Origin of the sequence: Chitinophaga silvatica (assembly GCF_003419895.1) — a bacterium.
In the GTDB taxonomy this organism is placed as follows: domain Bacteria; phylum Bacteroidota; class Bacteroidia; order Chitinophagales; family Chitinophagaceae; genus Chitinophaga; species Chitinophaga silvatica.
This window is the reverse complement of record NZ_QPMM01000010.1, coordinates 231,211-249,973: the sequence shown is the minus strand read 5'-3', so window position 1 is coordinate 249,973 and position 18,763 is coordinate 231,211. Positions and strand designations below refer to the sequence as shown.

At 39.7% G+C, this 18,763-nt stretch carries 17 protein-coding genes; 9 read left to right on the top strand and 8 right to left on the bottom strand.

All coding sequences use genetic code 11. The features are described from left to right. Nucleotides 1-187: 187 nt before the first annotated feature. Complete coding sequence (locus DVR12_RS18920; protein WP_116977355.1) at nucleotides 188-613, top strand: hypothetical protein; 426 nt, start codon at nucleotides 188-190, stop codon at nucleotides 611-613. Nucleotides 614-854: 241 nt separating this feature from the next. On the opposite strand, the gene plsX is transcribed toward DVR12_RS18920, so the two are convergent. The 3 genes from plsX to DVR12_RS18905 are packed head-to-tail and all read right to left on the bottom strand — an operon-like array spanning nucleotide 855 to nucleotide 2,603. Further along, a complete protein-coding gene (gene plsX / locus DVR12_RS18915; RefSeq protein WP_116977354.1) occupies nucleotides 855-1,808 on the bottom strand; it encodes a phosphate acyltransferase PlsX in 954 nt (317 codons plus the stop codon). A gap of 48 nt (nucleotides 1,809-1,856) precedes the next feature. Continuing rightward, nucleotides 1,857-2,051 carry a 50S ribosomal protein L32 gene (gene rpmF, locus DVR12_RS18910; protein WP_079473289.1) on the bottom strand — a complete coding sequence of 65 codons (195 nt, stop codon included), beginning with the start codon at nucleotides 2,049-2,051 and terminating at the stop codon, nucleotides 1,857-1,859. 12 nt (nucleotides 2,052-2,063) lie between these two features. Continuing rightward, entirely contained in the window at nucleotides 2,064-2,603 is a 540-nt protein-coding gene (locus DVR12_RS18905; protein ID WP_116977353.1) for a YceD family protein, read from the bottom strand. A 225-nt stretch (nucleotides 2,604-2,828) separates the two neighbouring features. Here DVR12_RS18905 and DVR12_RS18900 point away from each other — a divergent pair, with 225 nt between their 5' ends. Then, nucleotides 2,829-5,249, top strand: a complete 2,421-nt coding sequence (locus tag DVR12_RS18900) for a PAS domain-containing hybrid sensor histidine kinase/response regulator (RefSeq protein ID WP_116977352.1) — start codon at nucleotides 2,829-2,831, stop codon at nucleotides 5,247-5,249. Here the strand turns inward: DVR12_RS18900 and DVR12_RS18895 are convergent, their stop codons facing one another. Further along, nucleotides 5,250-6,128 carry a fructosamine kinase family protein gene (locus DVR12_RS18895; protein WP_116977351.1) on the bottom strand — a complete coding sequence of 293 codons (879 nt, stop codon included), beginning with the start codon at nucleotides 6,126-6,128 and terminating at the stop codon, nucleotides 5,250-5,252. 14 nt (nucleotides 6,129-6,142) lie between these two features. On the opposite strand from DVR12_RS18895, the gene DVR12_RS18890 reads away from it, so the two are divergent. Next, on the top strand, nucleotides 6,143-7,225 hold the full coding sequence (locus DVR12_RS18890) for a DUF3810 domain-containing protein (protein ID WP_116977350.1): 1,083 nt from the start codon (nucleotides 6,143-6,145) through the stop codon (nucleotides 7,223-7,225). Nucleotides 7,226-7,228: 3 nt separating this feature from the next. Here the strand turns inward: DVR12_RS18890 and DVR12_RS18885 are convergent, their stop codons facing one another. Then, on the bottom strand, nucleotides 7,229-8,176 hold the full coding sequence (locus tag DVR12_RS18885) for an arginase (protein WP_116977349.1): 948 nt from the start codon (nucleotides 8,174-8,176) through the stop codon (nucleotides 7,229-7,231). A 235-nt stretch (nucleotides 8,177-8,411) separates the two neighbouring features. Here DVR12_RS18885 and DVR12_RS18880 point away from each other — a divergent pair, with 235 nt between their 5' ends. The 4 genes from DVR12_RS18880 (at nucleotide 8,412) to DVR12_RS18865 (ending at nucleotide 12,278) form a co-directional block, all read left to right on the top strand. Continuing rightward, the gene (locus tag DVR12_RS18880; protein ID WP_116977348.1) at nucleotides 8,412-9,551 is read left to right on the top strand and encodes an acyl-CoA dehydrogenase; all 1,140 of its coding nucleotides are present in this window, start codon (nucleotides 8,412-8,414) and stop codon (nucleotides 9,549-9,551) included. A 90-nt stretch (nucleotides 9,552-9,641) separates the two neighbouring features. Continuing rightward, on the top strand, nucleotides 9,642-10,331 hold the full coding sequence (locus tag DVR12_RS18875) for a YggS family pyridoxal phosphate-dependent enzyme (protein ID WP_116977347.1): 690 nt from the start codon (nucleotides 9,642-9,644) through the stop codon (nucleotides 10,329-10,331). Between the two features lie 4 nt (nucleotides 10,332-10,335). Next, a complete protein-coding gene (locus DVR12_RS18870) occupies nucleotides 10,336-11,571 on the top strand; it encodes a TlpA disulfide reductase family protein (protein WP_116977346.1) in 1,236 nt (411 codons plus the stop codon). A gap of 404 nt (nucleotides 11,572-11,975) precedes the next feature. Beyond that, complete coding sequence (locus DVR12_RS18865; RefSeq protein WP_116977345.1) at nucleotides 11,976-12,278, top strand: YtxH domain-containing protein; 303 nt, start codon at nucleotides 11,976-11,978, stop codon at nucleotides 12,276-12,278. Nucleotides 12,279-12,368: 90 nt separating this feature from the next. Here the strand turns inward: DVR12_RS18865 and DVR12_RS18860 are convergent, their stop codons facing one another. Continuing rightward, nucleotides 12,369-13,100 (bottom strand): SRPBCC family protein, encoded by a 732-nt coding sequence (locus DVR12_RS18860; protein ID WP_116977344.1) that lies wholly within the window; start codon nucleotides 13,098-13,100, stop codon nucleotides 12,369-12,371. A 129-nt stretch (nucleotides 13,101-13,229) separates the two neighbouring features. After that, nucleotides 13,230-13,862, bottom strand: coding sequence for a tetratricopeptide repeat protein (locus DVR12_RS18855; RefSeq protein ID WP_116977343.1), 633 nt, complete (start codon nucleotides 13,860-13,862; stop codon nucleotides 13,230-13,232). 97 nt (nucleotides 13,863-13,959) lie between these two features. Here DVR12_RS18855 and DVR12_RS18850 point away from each other — a divergent pair, with 97 nt between their 5' ends. Both DVR12_RS18850 and DVR12_RS18845 read left to right on the top strand, forming a co-directional pair. Then, entirely contained in the window at nucleotides 13,960-14,814 is an 855-nt protein-coding gene (locus DVR12_RS18850; RefSeq protein ID WP_116977342.1) for a 3-keto-disaccharide hydrolase, read from the top strand. Between the two features lie 257 nt (nucleotides 14,815-15,071). Next, nucleotides 15,072-16,595, top strand: coding sequence for a serine hydrolase domain-containing protein (locus DVR12_RS18845; protein WP_158563304.1), 1,524 nt, complete (start codon nucleotides 15,072-15,074; stop codon nucleotides 16,593-16,595). 405 nt (nucleotides 16,596-17,000) lie between these two features. Here DVR12_RS18845 and DVR12_RS18840 read toward each other — a convergent pair whose 3' ends face one another. Next, complete coding sequence (locus DVR12_RS18840) at nucleotides 17,001-18,752, bottom strand: DUF885 domain-containing protein (protein ID WP_116977340.1); 1,752 nt, start codon at nucleotides 18,750-18,752, stop codon at nucleotides 17,001-17,003. Nucleotides 18,753-18,763 lie beyond the last annotated feature (11 nt).

Genomic DNA, 18,763 nt, shown 5'->3' with positions numbered 1-18,763 from the left:
AATCAAATTATAATTTATATTATTAAATGTGAATTACTAATTTTAGTTTGATAATATATTTATAATTAAATACTTATGAAGTATTTAATTATAAATATTTGGTGTTGTAAAATGTATTGTTCGGACTTTTACAGTATTTTTATTTTACAAAAATTCCCCGAATAAATTCCTCTCAATGATTTAATCTATGACTGTAATTGATGAAATTAAAATTGTTGTTGATTCCTTAAGAGAAACGGAGAGAACATTTTATATGAATAATCCTGATCCAGGGTATTTTAAAATGGATTCAGATAAACATTTGGTGAGATTACTCTTGATGAAGGAAAGGTTAGGTGATGTTACTGCCAGGATAAAGCAACTAGTTGAATCAATTTATAATAATTTCAATCATATTGATAAGGATATTGCAGGTACAATTATTATTCAGATTTCTCCAATTTTTATTATTACACAAAAGCTAAATTCTATCCTATCAGATGAGTTGTATGAAGGTATAAAGCAAAGCCGGGAAGAGTTTAAAATCGAGGTTGATGATTTTTATGAAATTGTGAATGATCTATTAAGATATAAGCTCGCCCCAATTGATTATTCTTTGTTAATGACCATCTAAATGTCAATTCATTCTGTTCAAAAAGTGATTTGGGAATTCTGGAAAATAGAGGTGAGCCATTGTGATTTATTAAGAAAACAAATAACTATTGTAAAATGGAAGCAATTATAGAGAAAACACCCCTGGTATTTTATTAGTGAAACAAGCACTTAGGATATTAATGACAAATTTGTATTACCCCAACAAAAAAACGCTCCGGTTTCCCGAAGCGTTCAATACTTTAAGTTCGTCGTGACAGTACCTATTCTGTAGGTTTAGCGTCAAAGCTTTCTTTAATTTTTTCCAGCAGTTTGCTTTCGTTGATCTGCTGAGCCAGCTGTATCATATTCTTAAATGCGAGCCCCTTTGAAATACCGTGACCGATGATCACTGGTTTAGAGACACCCAGAACTGGGGTACCGCCATATGCTTCAAAGTTAAATTTGTCGATATACTCATCATGAATATTGCGTTTTACTGCTAATTCATGGAATGATTCGGCCATTTTTAGAACTACGTTGCCGGTAAAACCTTCACAAACAATAACGTCGGCTTTTTCGGAGAAAACATCTCTTCCTTCGATATTACCAACAAAATTGATTTGTTTGTTTTCTTTAAGCAGAGGGTAGGTGGCCATTGCCAGTAAATTGCCTTTTCCTTCTTCTTCCCCGATATTCAATAAACCAACTTTAGGGTTAGGGATATTCAAAATATGCTTGGAGTAAAGAGAGCCTAAAATGGCAAATTGTGACAGGTTTTCAGGTTTGCAGTCGGCGTTGATACCTACATCGAGTAAAAGACCGTACGTACCGTTTTCACGGGGTACCAGAGTAGAGATTGTAGGACGTTGCACTCCTTCTATTGCCTTAATAGAATAAAAAGTTCCCACCATCATTGCTCCGGTATTACCTGCACTGATGAAGGAATCAATTTTTTCATTCTTTAAAAGATAGAAGCCTATTGCAATAGAAGATTGTGGCTTTTCTTTCAGTGCCTTGGTAGGGTGTTCATTCATCCCAATAACCTGAGATGAATGAACAACTGAATATCTTGATTGGTCCACCTGTGCAGCTGATAATAACGGAGCTAATTGTTCTTCATCTCCAATTAATACCAGATGCACATTAGATGCAACAGTGTCTAAAAATAATTTTACTCCTTTTACTGCTTCTGCGGGTGCGAAATCGCCACCCATCATATCAAGCCCGATTCTCATGTAACTCAAGTTTGTTCTTGTTAGCCGGGGTAAAATTAGTAAAATTTATTATTTAGCAGCACTCTGTTTTTCCAACACTACTTTTCCTCTGTAGTACAGTTTGTTTTCTACCCAATGAGCACGGTGTCTCAGATGCACTTCACCAGTTGCGCTATCTGTGCTTAATGTATCCGCTACCGCCTTATAATGCGTTCTTCTCTTTGCTGATCTTTGCTGAGAATGTCTGCGTTTAGGATTTGGCATTTTATTTAATTTTTAATTGTCCTTAAATTTATCCAATCCTTTCCAGATTGGGTTATCGTTCTCTTTTGCCTGCTGATTCATCTGAGCCAGCATTTCAAGCACCTTCGGATCACACCCGCTTTTTCCTGCCTTATCCGGATGTATTCGTTGCATCGGAATACTTAAATGAATAAACTCATATATCCATTCCGCTACATTCAAATGACTCTCCGTTTTTGAGATATACGCAACATCAGGATCCTCTTCACCTTCACTCATCTCTTCCGGATTATCAACCAGCTTAACTATCTGATTGAAATCATCCCATAGCTGCATCTCGAAAGGCTCCCCACATCGGTCACAAGTTACAGTAACCTTACCTCCTATGGCAAACTTCAATAAAAAGAAATTACTCTTCTTATCCAATGTCAACTGCACCGTAACTTCACATTCACTGAAATCTTTCGGCTCCTCAAAATTCTCAAAAAAACTATCTCCGATAGTGTACTGAAATGAATGCTCCCCTGGTTTTAACCCAACAAAGGCAATGTCAAATTCGCGGAGTTGTTTCATATCAATATCCTCACTTTTAGAGGGATGCAAAGGTAATTAAATATTTGCAATTGCAAAAATTTACTAATTTTGTTCACTAATGATATCTTATATATATATTTATATGATAAAATATCAACCATATTAGCGCTGTGTCCAACTGGTGTGAACCGCAAAGATAAGCATTTTCGCCCGTTCTCACAACCTATTACTTTTAGAAAAACCCTTATCCCCAGTCCATCTTAGATGATGAAAGCCATACGAAAAAACATTGAAAAGTATGCCAATGAGTCAACCGACCTGTCTACTACCGACAGCCCGGATATCTTTTCTTTGCCCTTAACCGCCTGGCTCAACAGCTCTATCGCAGGCCTCCTCGTCACCGACGAAAAGTACCGCTGCACCTGGGTCAACAACGCCTTCCTCCAACACATGAAAGGCCAAAATCCTATCAATCTCTCATTCACCAAACTCATCCGCTTCTTCGAACCAATGGTCGACCCATCTGTCAATATTGCAGATCGACTCAAAGCCTTCAGAAAAGAAAAAAAACCTTGGTTCGGTTGGGAAGTACCCTTCAAAAACGGAGAAATGTGGGAAATTACTTACCTCCCCCTTTTCCACGGCCAATCATTCAAAGGAGCTATCTGGCAAACAATTAATGTCACCCGGCGACATCACATCCAATCCGAAATAAAACGCAACGAGGAAAAATTCAGGGTAATCCTGAATAACCTCAACGCCGCCATGTGCGAAACCGACGAAAAAGGAAATATCACCAGAGTATACGAAAGCTTTTGCCGCCTCTCCGGATATAAAGAAGACGAACTGATCGGTAAAAACCTGACCGATATTTTCGTTCCCGAAGAAAATCGCGCCTATGCCAAAGCACTTCGTAAAAAACGAATGGAAGACAATATCCCTCTGGTCTATGATATGGAAATCAGACTAAAAGATGGTTCTCCCCGCTGGATCCTCGCAAGCTCTACCAACATCTACGATAATAAAGGAAAGGTAATCGGTGGGGCAGGCATCCATATGGATATCACCCCTCAGAAAAAACTACAGGCCGAACTCGAGGACGCCCGCCGCCAGGCTGAAGAAGCCCGGCACGCACAAAAAGATTTCCTGGCCAATATGAGCCACGAAATACGCACGCCCCTCAACGCCATCATCGGAATGTCTCACCTCCTGGAAGAAACTTCCCTGGATCAACGCCAGTCCGAATACGTAAGAATACTAAAACACTCTTCCAACATACTGCTGGGAATTGTCAGCGATATACTCGATATTTCACGTATCGAAGCTGGTGAAATCCAAGTCAATCAGCGTGAGTTTAACCTAAGAGAACTGATTCAGTCTCTCCGCCAAACCTTTGAACTGAAGGTCGGAAATCGCCCAATTACCGTAACTGCTGAAGTAGAATCTGCTCTGAATACCTGGCTGATCGGTGACGATATGCTTTTAAACCAAATATTAATCAATTTGTTAGGTAATGCAGAGAAATTCACCCATGAGGGAGAAATCGCTCTCAAAGCAACCCTCGAAAACTGGCAGGAAAATAAAGTATGGGTCCGGTTTCGTATTTGCGATACCGGTATCGGCATAAAAAAAGATAAACTGGAACTCATCTTCCAAAACTATAAACAAGCCGAAGAAGAAATCAGACAAAAATACGGCGGCTCCGGCCTCGGCCTGGCCATCGCCAAACAACTGGTAAACTTTCAGGGCGGCGATATTGTAGTAACAGAAGTACCCGGATATAATACCTCCTTCAGTTTTACTATCCCTTTCATGGATAGCCGTAAACCACTGGTAACTGCAGGAAAATTAAACAAACAACTGGTTCATAGATCTTTTGAAGGAGCAAGAGTACTGGTAGTTGAAGATAATCAGATGAATCTTCGATATATCATGAGCTTACTGGAAAAATATAAAATACAATACCAGATAGCTACAAACGGCCCGGATGCTTCCTGGTTCCTGGAATCCAGACAGTACGATCTTATCCTGATGGATATACGAATTCCCGGAATGAATGGACTCGAACTCGCTCAAATGATCAGAGCCGATGAAAATAAACCCAATGTTGCTACTCCCGTTATCGCCACCACCGCCGTTGCAATGGAAAGCACTGCAACCATGGCAAGAGAGGCCGGGATTACCGATATACTCACTAAACCCTATACACCAGATCAACTATTACAGATTTTTAATAAATATCTAAACGAAGACGAAACAGAACTAATAATGGAAGAAGTGCAGAATATTAGCGGATTTGAGTTTAATGAAGATTTAGATGTTAAGTATCTCACAGATCTCTATGAGAGTAATATCTCCTATGCCGCCGACTTGTTTGAAATCTTTATTCGTACCATCAGAGAAGAACTGAATAAACTCATTGTGATGGTCGACAATAAAGATTGGAATATGATGAAAATTCAGGTACACAAGCTCAAACCTAACTTCGCAATGGTTGGACTTACCTGGATCAGTGCCAAAATGCAAAACCTGGAAAATATTTTCAGAAATAACCAGATCCCTGACGACCAGGAAGTTGTCAAACTTTTTGAAGAAGTGCAGGCTGATGTCGATAAGTACTATCCGCTTATCCAGGAAGAGTATCACAAGATGCGCGAATTCATGGAATCGAATGACGAACAATAACTAGTACGACTGTAGTATTTCTTTGATGCTTCCGTAATAATTCCCCCCAAATAAGATTAAATGTACCAACAACGGGTATAGCTGACATACACCGATGCGTTGCTGCCATCCCGGTTGTAAAGGATATACGGCCTGGTAAGCATAGTAAAAGCGGGTATCAAATCCGCCGAATAACCTTGTCATTGCCAGGTCCATTTCTCTATGCCCGTAATACACTGACGGATCAAATACACAAGCTCGCCCGTTACTTCCCACCATGAAGTTCCCCGACCATAAATCGCCATGCAACAAGGCCGGCGGCTCTGATGGAAATAACTGCGGGAGCTGCTTGCATAATGCTTCTACCTGCTGAACCATCGATTTATCTACAATCTTCTGGTCATATGCCATTCGTATTAGCGGCAATAAACGGTTAAATGCAAAGAATACCGGCCAATTGCTGTATGGGGTATTATATTGCTTCAACGAACCGATATAATTAGGCGAAATAAAGCCAAAATGTGGTTGGGTAATTCTATGTTGTCTGGCCAGTAATAAAGCAAAATCATCCCAAAAATCCGGTATGGTCTGGCCCTTGGTGATATATTCCGATAAGTAGTACGACTGCCCATTTACCTGTCCGTATGCCAATGGCTTCGGAATTGGTAATGCATCTGCTTTTTTCAATTCAAGCATTCCCATATACTCCTGTGCAAACATATCCGGGTATTTTTCTGCATCGTTCATCTTCAGAAAAAAATACCCTTCATTGGTATTTATACGATAAGCCTGGTTAATATCTCCTCCATGAATGCTTTTTGCATCATTAATCAGTATTTTTACCTTTAATTGTTCGGTAATTGCCGTACTTAATTGTTTTTGTAGAATTTCATCTATCATGTTCGCCACATTATATGGAGACAAAAGTCTGGATTAATAAGAAAATCTTCCGTATTGTACTAACACTTGCGGCTATACTGTTGTTAAAAGGTTTATTCTCCTGGAGCAACCAATTCAGTAGTTTCTACTTCGATAGGTGGTATAATTGGAGTAGTCTGGTATTTAGACAGATAACAGGTATAGTTCCATTTAGCATTGGCGATGTAATATATACTGCCTGGGTTATTGGAGCTATAGTTTATTTGTTAAAACTATGTTATAAACTCATAACTTTTGCCTGGGAAGGTGTATTTGAGATCCTTCTCAGAGCCCTTCATTTTTTGTTGAGAACTTATCTGGCTTTTCTGATTTTATGGGGATTCAACTATGAAAGAAGTAGCCCCGCTAAAGATGTTGGACTAGTTGTTCAACCCTCTTATAATACCCAACAGCTCTATCATTTGACTGATACCTTGCTATCTCTGGTCAACAAAGGAAAACTCCAGACAGGTGATACCCTAAACGCTTTATCTCCCGATCCTGATAAGAATGTTTTTAAACGGGCCATCGTAGCGTATAAAGCTGCTGCCGAAACCTGGCCGGCATTCAGATATAAAGCTCCTAGTATCAAGAGATCTATTTATGGTAAATGGTTGAATTATACCGGCGTAACCGGTTACCTGAATCCTTTTACCAATGAAGCACAGGTCAACCTCACAGTTCCTCCTGTTCTACATCCTTTTATTTCCTGCCACGAAATTGCACATCAATTGGGATATGCCCCCGAAGAAACAGCAAATTTTGTTGGTTATCTGGCTGCTACCAGTACTTCGGATACCCGTTTCCGTTATTCCGCCAATTTCGATATGTTTCTGTACAGTATCCGACAGTTAAGTTATCGTGATACTGCTTTAGCTAAGGAAATCTGGCGCAGGGCATTGCCTGGGGTAAAGGCAGATTATAAATCGATTATCGAGTTTTATGAACCTTATACCGGGAAGGTGGATGAATATTCTACCATGCTCTACGACCGCTACCTGAAAGCCAATAACCAGGAAAAAGGAATCCGCAGCTACAGTGAAGTAACCGGGTGGTTAATTGCATATTTCCATCTGTAGAAGCTAATTCATCATCAGCACATTCACACTACGCTGCAGAATATTAAAGGCTATTTCTGCCATCAGGTTTTCTCTGTCCAGTGTTGGATTTACTTCTGTAATCTCGAAACAACAGATCTTACGGTGCTGCATAAACTTAGCAATAAGATCTTCTGCTTCCCGCTCTCTCAGTCCATTACTTACCGGAGTTCCTGTGCCCCTGGATATAGAAGCATCCAGACTATCTACATCAAATGATACATAGATGTAATCACAATCACTCAGGTAGCGGAATACCGACCTGGAAATCGCTTCCGGGCCTTTTCTGCGTACTTCATTAGTGGTGATCACTTTCATCCCGTATTTTTTGATGAGATGATCTTCCTCTTTTTCATAGTCACGCAAAGAGATAAATACTATATCTTCCGGTAATACTTTGGGAGCTATCTTTCCGATATTCTTAAGCGCATTCCAGGCTTTGGCTGCATTTTCATCTATATCATGCACTTTACAGTCGAGATTATCTTCTGCTATCGCAGTAGCAAGCGGCATACCATGCATATTACCCGAAGGTGTGGTATACGGAGTATGCAGATCTGCGTGAGCATCTATCCAAATTACTCCAAGTTTGGCTTTTGGATGTGCCATTTTCAAACCTGCAATAGTAGCACCTGCGGTACTATGATCACCGGATAATAAAACAGGGAACCAGTTGGTTTTTACTGTTTCGCAAACACTTTTGCTGATCCTTTCGTACATGGTTAATGTACCTTTTATCCTTTTAGCATAAGGAGATTCGATGGGCTCAAATAAAAGTTTGTTTTCCGTTTCAATTGCTTCGGTGGGGAAGTGCACAAAAAAGTTACTCATAAAGTCAAGAGCGGCTATCTTAATTGCGTCTACTCCTAAACTGGCGCCTCGGGTTCCAGCTCCAATTTCTGATTTTACTTCTATTATTTTAATATTCTTCATAAAGATAGAATTACTGGCAAGCTACTGGTTTTTAGATGAACCCACAAAGGATGCCATAATATCTTAGTGTAAAACTTGACTGAAATCACTAAACCAATTCCAATACAGATCAATTATTATAACGATTTGTTTAATATTTCCCCTGTTCTGGTTGACAAACCTGAATTTTAATCTACCTATTTTTTTAGGTCCTGATTTATAAATAATTTGGGCTTAATACACTAAAACTAAAACAATGGATTTTCAATTTACAGAAGAGCACCTGATGATTCAAAAGGCCGCAAGGGATTTTGCAGTCAATGAATTACTTCCAGGTGTGATAGAAAGAGATGAGCATCAGAAATTTCCTACCGAGCAGATAAAGAAATTGGGAGAGTTGGGTTTTCTGGGAATGATGGTTAGTCCTAAGTACGGCGGTGCCGGACTGGATACCATTTCCTATGTATTGGCTATGGAAGAAATTTCTAAAATTGATGCTTCTGCTTCTGTAGTTATGAGTGTAAATAACTCATTGGTTTGTTGGGGGTTAGAAACTTTCGGAACCGAAGAACAAAAACAAAAATACCTGGTACCTCTGGCTTCCGGTCAGATTATCGGTGCCTTTATGCTCAGCGAGCCAGAAGCTGGTTCCGATGCTACCAGTCAACGTACCACAGCCGAAGATATGGGGGACCATTATTTAGTTAATGGTACAAAAAACTGGATTACCAATGGTGGTACCGCCAGCGTTTACCTGGTAATTGTTCAAACTCATCCCGAAAAAGGCAGTAAAGGTATTAATGCCCTCATTATAGAAAAAGATACTCCCGGTGTTACAATCGGCCCTAAAGAAAATAAACTGGGTATCAGAGGTAGCGACACGCACAGCGTAATGTTCCAGGATGTGAAAGTGCCGAAAGAGAACAGAATCGGTGAAGATGGCTTCGGTTTCAAATTTGCAATGAAAACCTTAGCCGGAGGCCGTATTGGTATTGCTTCCCAGGCTCTTGGTATTGCAAGTGGAGCTTACGAACTGGCTCTTAAATATTCAAAAGAAAGAAAAGCTTTTGGTAAGGAAATATCTCATCATCAGGCTATTCAGTTCAAATTAGCCGACATGGCCACCAAAGTGGAAGCTTCCAGATTATTATGCCTGAAAGCCGCATGGGAAAAAGATCAGCATCTCGATTATACCCTTAGTGGTTCTATGGCCAAAGTATTTGCTTCTGAAACTGCAATGTGGGTAACCACCGAAGCGGTACAGGTGCACGGAGGTTATGGATTTGTAAAGGAATACCATGTAGAAAGGCTGATGAGAGACGCTAAGATTACTCAGATCTATGAAGGAACATCCGAAATTCAAAGGATCGTAATCAGCAGATCTATCTTAGGTTAACAAATAAAATTAAGGTCAACACATACGTCAGGATTCACGGATTTTGTGGTTACAACACAAAATTCGCTGAATCCTGATTATTTTTGTGGCATGGCAATCAATTTAGTAGCATATCAGCAAATACTTCAGGAGCTAAATCCCTACAATGCAAGACTTGTGGCAGTGTCTAAAACCAAGCCGGCAGAGGATATTACAGCTCTTTATGAAGCAGGACAAAGGATCTTTGGTGAGAATTATGTACAGGAAATGACCGAAAAGCAGGGAGTACTGCCAAGCGATATCGAATGGCATTTTATTGGTCACCTGCAATCCAATAAAGTAAAGTATATTGCCCCTTATGTGCACACTATTCATGCTGTTGATAGCCTGAAACTCCTGCAGGAAATAAATAAACAGGCTGCAAAAAATCAGCGCATCATTAATTGTTTGTTACAGGTACATATTGCTGATGAAGAAACAAAGTTTGGAATGGATGTGAATGAGATTGAATCACTTCTCACAGCATTTACCGAAAACCAATCTGTATATGCCAACATAAGAATTGCTGGTTTAATGGGCATGGCTACCAATACAGATGATGAATCTAAAATTCGCTCGGAGTTCCACCAGCTCCATGAAATTTTCAATAACATCAGGAATACCTTTCTGAAGGATCATTCCTATTTCAAAGAATTATCTATTGGTATGAGTGCCGATTATCACATAGCCTTACAGGAAGGAAGTACTATGGTGCGCATCGGCAGTCTGCTGTTTGGTAACAGAAATTATTCACAAATTTAATGGTATGAAAAAAAGCTGGATGGGCATTATGGGCTTGTTTTTAGCAGCCTGTGGTGCTGGTAACACAAGCAGAAACCTGGCCAATGGTATATGGCAGGCCAAATTACACAGAAGCGATGGAGCAGATATTGTTTTCAACTTTGATGTAAAGGATAGTGTATTGTATGTTTTAAATGCAGATGATAGATTATTGGTTGATGATATTAAGGTTGAAGGAGATTCTCTCTTTATCAAAATGCCATTCTTTGATTCTGAGTTTAAGGCAAAACTAACAGACGATAGTACAGCCACCGGTCTTTGGATCAGGCATCTGGCAGATAAGGATGTAAGTGTTCCGTTTACGGCTAAAGCCGGAATAAAAGAAAGATTCCCTGAAACAACTCCTGCTACTGCCGATGTCTCTGGCAGGTGGGTTACTCAGTTTGTATCTGCAAAAGATAAGGATAAAGCACCTTCTACTGCGATCGGAGAATTCAAACAGGCAGGAAACATAGTACATGGTACTTTCCTTACTACGACCGGTGATTATCGTTTCCTCGATGGGGTAATGAATGGCGATACGCTTCGCTTATCTACCTTCGATGGCTCCCATGCTTATCTGTTTACTGCCCTCGTAAAAAAAGATAGCATCACTAACGGTATTTTTTATGCCGGCATTGGTGACGGATTGGAATACTTCAGCGCTGTAAAAAATGATTCTGCAAAACTTCCCGATGAAAGAACATTGGCAACAATGAAACCGGGGCAAAAGCAGCTCAACTTCACCTTCCCGGATTTAAACGGAAATAAAGTAAGTATCAAAGACGAGAGGTTTAAAAATAAGGTTGTAGTCATTACACTGATGGGTTCATGGTGCCCCAATTGTATGGATGAAACTGGTTTCTTAAGCAAGTGGTACGATAAGAACAAGGACAGGGGAGTAGAAGTAATTGGTCTGGCTTACGAAAGAACTACTGATTTCGAGAAATCTAAAAAGAGCCTGCAAGGCTTCCTCCAACGTTTTGATGTGAAATATCCCGTGCTGATTACCGGAGTAACGCCAGGTGATCCCGAAAAAGGTGAAAAAACTTTACCTCAGCTAACAGGTATCAAAGGATTTCCTACTACCATCTTTATAAACAAACACGGAGACGTGGAAGAAATACATACAGGCTTCTCCGGACCAGGTACCGGCGAGCATTACCAACAATTTCAATCAGACTTCAACAGGCTTATAAATCGCTTGTTGGAAGCGAACTAGAAAAAAAATCAATCTTATTTAATATATTTAAAAACTAAGTAAATCCCCTCTGGTATTGAATTTCCGGAGGGGATTTACTTTTTAATAAAATTTATTATTTCATATCTTTCAAAAAGGTTTGAAAAATACCAGAATGTGCTTATTTTTATTTTCACCGTTTGACTTTTATAAATTCCATTATCTATTACGCTTATCTACTTATCCACCTGACCGGGGCAATTATCGTTCTGAGGTTGTCCCGGGATCACAATTCCACACTTTTGTTTAGCATTCTTGCACTGTTTTAACAGGTGGTTTTTTTCTTCCCATAATTCTGGTATGGCTCGATATTTGAAAAATATGAGCTGAGCGTGTTTAAACCATGCACACGCAACTTTTGTTAAACCATAAAAAAATCCAGTATTATGTCTACAACGAAATTTTTAGCAGGTGCTATTGCCGGATTGTCTGCAGGAATAGTAATTGGATTATTAACTGCACCTGATAGCGGTAATAAAACTCGTAAAAAAATCAAAAGCACAGCCGATGACTGGCGCCATAAAATCAATGGCCTTATTGGTAAAGGTGGGGAAGATCTTTCTGATCTGAAAGAACTTTTTGAACATGAAATTTCTGGGCTACAGGACGATACCCGGGAAAGGATTTTGAGGTTGATCAACAAAAGCCAAAATGGATTCAACCGTTTTAAAAGAGAAGTACTTTCTTAAAAGCCATTAACTTATTGAAAAGAGGCTTTCTCTACTCAGTAGAAAAAGCCTCTTTTTATTCGCGTACCTGGTGAGTTTTGGTAAGTCGATTTACTGGATGCTCTCGCCAGTTTCCATATAGTTTTTAAATCTTCGTATATCTTTTATCACCATATTCTCAAAAGTTGGATTTAAAAGCCAGGCCAGTCCGGATCCTACATATCCCGCTGGCGGCCTGTAGGTAATCATTACATCAATCTCAGTTCCTCCATTGGGCGTATCAATAAAAGTAACTCTTCCCGCTGTTGCGATACTTGATCCTGGTAAGGATCGCCAACCAATTATTGCTCCTGGTATCTCTTTCACTATTTCTGCATCCCATTCCAAAGAGCCAATTCCTCCTGGTCCTTTCACAATCCAATGCGAATGAAAAGGATCTTTCTCCTCCACAGATTGCAAATGCTTCATAAAAGAAGGAAGATTTCCTAACTGGCGCCAGAAATAATATACTTCTTCCTTAGGATTATCGATTCTTATTGATGTTCGGATATTGATAGAGGAAGTATGCCTGTCGGGCATCCGCTTCCCAAATAAACCACTGATAAAATCATTACCACTAATCCCGCGGTACAATAAATACCCGGCTCCCAATAGCTTGAAAAGACTTTGTACCGGCGATTTATCCACCTTACTGATTGCCGATCCAACCAGCCATGAGCCTATAAAAATCGAAACTATTCTACCCTCTGGTGTAACGTTAATAATGTTGGAACTGTCGTACAGTGGCCCGGCTTTAGGAGGGGCAGGCTCCAAATGGTTGAGTCGAGGTGTCCGTAAATTCATAAGATGCGTTTGTAGCTATCGCCACCAAAATCTTGCAAATTTTTCAATTGTTTAATAATCAATATGTTACATATATTTCGTGTATTCGGTACTGTGGCACCCGCGACCCGTTGTATATTTTCTTACACACTATTTATAACTCTCAGATAACACATTATAAATTTGTTGCCCCCAATTTGGCGCCAGCGTATTATTAGGCCTGAATGCCGCAAATTTATTCCCTGCTATGTCAACGGTCGACTTAGCCCTTTGCTTTCCTCCCCCAAAGATTTTAGGCGTATAATAAATATTCAGTGCCTTAATCAGCCAGGCCCTCGGATTATCTGGATTGGCATTAATTCCTTTTTCTGCGTATTTACGGCTTTCTACTCCCAATTTCGCACCCCTCGATGGCACTGCATTTATTTTAGCCGATAACCAATACGCCATCAATGTCAGCGTTTCTGTATTATCCGGTTGCATATCCAGGGCTTTTTTTACATAAGGTTCTGCCTTATTGCACAAGTTTTCTGCTTCTGCCTTACCACTTCTAAATGATAACTGGGTGGCCGACCAACCTGCATAATACTGTAATAACCACTCATCAGGATATTGCTTTGCAAGCTTTTCCAACGCCGAAACATGAGCTGGCCAATTCTCAGGCCCCACTTTATCCAATTGTTCCAACTCTGTCTTAAGCGTATTCTGCCACGCACTCTGGCTATACAATAACTGACTCGTTAACAATCCGATTGCTATTATCAACCACGGAAAATATCGCATACCTCAACACTTTGATCTGTGTTTTTTTCACGAATTATGTGCCATCCTTGCTTTTATCTTTTCTAACAAGTATCTTGATCAGTTAAATACTGAACACATGAAAAAAACACTGACCGCGTTATTGTTACTAGCTGGACTAAACACCTATGCACAAAAAGAAATTGGACCCGACAAATGGATAAAACTGTTTAATGGAAAAGACCTGAAAGATTGGGATATTAAAATCAGCGGACATGAATTGAATGATAATTTTGCCAATACCTTTCGCGTTGATAGTGGCATGCTCAAAGTGAGTTACGAAGGATACGACGATTTTAACAATCAATATGGACATATTTTTTATAGAAAGAATTTCTCTGCTTACCTGGTAGTCGTTGAATATAAATTTACCGGCGATCAGGTGAAAGGCGGACCAGGTTGGGCTTATCGCAATAGTGGTGTAATGCTGCACGGACAAACTGCTGCGAGTATGACTAAAGATCAGGATTTTCCTATCTCCCTGGAAGAACAATTGTTAGGTGGAAATGGAAAAGATGTTCGTACTACTTCCAATCTGTGTACGCCAGGCACCAACGTTGTAATGAATGGTAAACTGATTAAAGATCACTGTATCAGTTCTACTTCCAAAACATATCATGGCGATGTTTGGGTGCATGCTGAAGCACTGGTACTCAGAGATTCAGTAATCAAGCACATTGTTGAAGGAGATACCGTGATTGTTTACAATAAGCCTCAGGTAGGTGGTGGCTCAGTTTCCCATGCCGATCCAAAACTATTGGAGGAAGGCCGCTTGCTTTCTGAAGGCACGATCTCTTTACAAAGTGAAAGTCACCCTGTTGCATTCAGGAAGGTAGAGCTCTTCGACCTTTCTCCATATGTCGATGATCCTGCCAAACTCAATAAAATTTTGAAACTTCTGCAACAAAGGAATAAACCAAAGCAGAAAAAGTAGTCTCCATATGATGCCTGTGATGCCTATGATGTGGAGGTCTGGGCGGTCTTGGTACCACGCATGATGTAAGTAAAAATATCCCTCCTGCAAGTAATGATAATGATAACGATGCTTTTTTCATGATTGCTGATTTTGAGGTGATATCATTGTATTGCAAAAGTTATTCCGCAAGTATAAAGACAAAAAAAGGCTATTTAAAAGCAAAAAGTGCTTTTAAATAGCCTTTTTTATCTTCGTACATATATTAAATGATACTTATGAACAATTTCCATTATAAGAGGATTACCCTATTACTACTACTGTTGTTTAAAACAGTGCTGATTTTTTCACAAACAACACAGGTTTCTAAACCGTTGACCCCGGAGGAAATACTTGCTTTCTCCACACCAGAAAACGAAGGTTTTTCTTCAAAAGGTTTAAGTGAGATTTTTACTTATGTAAAAGAAAACAAAGTAAATATTCATAGCCTGTTAATTGTACGGAATAAGAAAGTCATACTGGATGCTTATTTTTATCCCTTTCGCTCAAATTTACGCCATGACCTGGCGTCTTGTACAAAATCCATAACATCACTCCTTATTGGCATCGCCATAGACAAAAGTTTTATCAAGAATGAAGATCAATTGGTGTCCTCATTTTTTCCAGAGGTCAAATTAACTGCTAAGGGTTTTGAAACTTTATCTATCAAAAACTTACTCACCATGACGTCGGGTTTCGATTGTGGCTTTTCAAATGAAGATAGTCTGTTGCATGAATTTTTTCCAACAAATAATTGGCCCAAATTCATTTTCAATATTCCTTTTGTAGCTAATCCTGGTCAGCAATTCTCTTATTGCAGTTGCAATTATTACTTGCTGGCCGAAATTATTTACCGGGCAACCGGATTATCTCCTGAAGATTTTGCCAAAAAATACCTCTTTAATGAATTAGGGATAAAGTCCGTTTATTGGTCGAAAAATAGCCGTGGTATTAATTATGGCTGGGGGGATCTTGCTTTGAAACCATATGACCTGGCTAAAATTGGTCAGCTGTTGTTAGACAATGGTAAATGGAATAATAAGTCAATTGTTTCTTCGGAATGGATAAAGAAAGCCAAATCAATGAACACGGTATTTCCAAATGGAGACGGCTACGGCTATGGCTTTTGGATCGACGAGGATGGTAGCATCAATATGGAAGGCAGAGGCAGTCAAAAAGTACATATCGATTCCATTCATAATGCAATTATCGTACAAACGGCAGGTGGCATTACTAATGATCAGAAGGAACAGATTGGTGAAATTATTGGTCATTCACTACACCCTGATAAGAAATTGAAAAGTGATCCTGTAGCGTTTAATGCCTTGAAAAAAATGGAACTTCAAGCGGCAAAAATGGTGATCGATACTCCCAGGTATATTTCCAGCGCTACTGAGCAAAACAAGCTGTTTAATAAAATAATCACTTTTCCCACAAATAGTTTAGCTATCGAAACCGCCGAAATTATATCGCAAAAAGGAAGTCTGTCCCTGATGTTAAAACAAATTGGGGAGCCAACCGTCGTCTATCCTTTAGGAATTGGGGTCGCCTATAAATTTTATCAGGATCCCCATTCAGGCCATCTGTATGCATTAAGAGGCTATTGGAAAGCCTCGGATATATTTGAAATCGAGTTTAATTTGCTGTCAAAGATTAATAAATACCTGATTGACTTTAAAATGGGTGATAATGGAAACCAGGTTCTGATAAAGGAAGGTACCCATAACATCGATGAAGTTGTTCCGGTGACACTAAAGGATTAAAAAACGTAAGGCTTTATTGAAACGCTATTGATCTGTGCACCGGGATCTTTAAATGGGTGATAACGGAAACCTGGTTCTGATAAAGGAAGGTACCCATAACATCGATGAAGTTGTTCCGGTGCCACTAAAGGATTAAAAAACGTAAGACTTTAGTGAAAAACGCTATTGATCTGTGCACCAGGATCTTTCAGGAAATCCTGGTGCACAGATTTCTCTCCAGGAAACGCAGTTGAGATATCATCTCGTTAACAAGTAGAAGACTGTTTAAAACTACATTTTTAGAGATTTAAAGGCGCCGACACGGTACTCGAATCAACAAAACTGAAATTTATAACCCAAAAAAGAAGGCCGACCAAAAAGCACTTTTTTACTTTTTAGTCGGCCTCCACATTAAAAAGAACAGTATTAATGTTTTAACATTAATTGACTAATATATTTAACCGGCGCACTTCCATAGCTAAGGAACTTCTCGTTGAAAGCCTTTAAGCTATAATTGGCACCTTCCTGCTTTTGGTATGCAGTTCTCAGGTCAATAATTTCTTTGTAACCAGTGAAATAGCTGGTCAGCTGAACGCTGGTCACGCTTACACGTCTCCATTTTCCTTCTGCTTCTGCTGCTTGTTGAAATGCTTCTTTTGTTAATAAATGAATAGCCTCTTCTTTGCTCATGTTTTTAACATGCACACTATAATCCAATATAGTATTGCAAACGGTGCGAAGATTCCATTTATACCACATCAGCCACATTTCAGGTTCATTATTACCATATCCATTTTCCAACATCATTTGCTCAGTATATACAGCCCAACCCTCAATCATAGCACCATTGGCAAGGATCGATTTAATGAGGCTTGGCGATTGATTGGAATATACCAGCTGAGTGTAGTGTCCTGGGATTGCTTCATGAATATCAAGGATCTGAAGAATATAGTGATTGTACTCTCTCAGGTAACTTTCTGCTTTATCTTTAGGCCAGCCTTCAAGACTTCCAACATTATAATAAGTATTTCCTCCTTTATCATAAGGGCCAGGCGCGCTGATGGAAGCACCTGCAACTCCTGCCATATATGCTGGCTCTTTACGCACCACCAGCGGTTTTGATGGATCTATATAAAGAAGATTTTTTTCTTTGATAAAGCTGATAAGAGTTGGTAATTGCTTTTCAATGGCTGTCTGAAATTCTTCAGGTTTTACATGGTTGGCAGATAAAGTATCTATCATTGCACCAATCAATTCCAAAGAATCTGCCGGCATTGCTTTATTACCAAAGTACTTAGGCCATAATTCCCTGCTGATCCGCGCCATTTCTTTATGTACATAGGCTTTGCGAACCATGGCGGAATCAAATATCTGACCGGCTGTATAAGCAGACTGAATGTCGTACCTGAATTTCTGATCATACAGGTCTTTACCCAATCTGAAGCTGCGTGGATTTTCAGGTTTTAATGCCTTAAGCCAGTTTACATACGAGTTTATAGCACCTACCGCTGCTTTAGCCTGAGCCACCATGCTGGCCTGTTCGGCTGCCGGAATAGTGGTTTTGCGGAGAGAATCTGCGAAGTCTTTTTCGAAAACAGATAAACCTCCGAGATTCTGCTCAATAGCCAGGGTAGTAAGTTCTGGTACCGGATTGCTAATCTGTGATTTAGCAGCTTCGTAGTATGCCGGAACATTATTAAGTCTTGCTGCAAAGCTGCGGAGCCTTTGTTCTAATGGTTGATAGTTTTCATTTAGAATGAAAGCAAATGTTCCGCTTACATTGTAGTTTGAAGGATTCCAGATATAATTTTTCTCCGTATCGATGCTCCATTTTACAGATTCCAGGAAATTGTTGATTAACTGGAAGTCAATTTTGTTGGCATCGGTAAGGGCATCCGGATTATAGGATTTAAGTGAATCCAGGTGCCGGCCGGCAAACTGTAAAGCTGCTTCTCTGGCTGCATTGTTGGGTATAATCAGCACACTATCATATTTATGATAGCCAACGCTGGTGGCCCAATCGGGGTTTGCTTTCCAGAGGTCATCAATAAAATGTTGTTCGTAGCCTGCAAATGCCTGATTGAGAGTGCTGTCGACAGCGCTTTTGCTGGTACTCGTACCAGTATTACAAGCGGAGGCAGCTACTGCGGCATAGGCGCAAAGTAGAATTTTTCTCATGGCAGGAATTG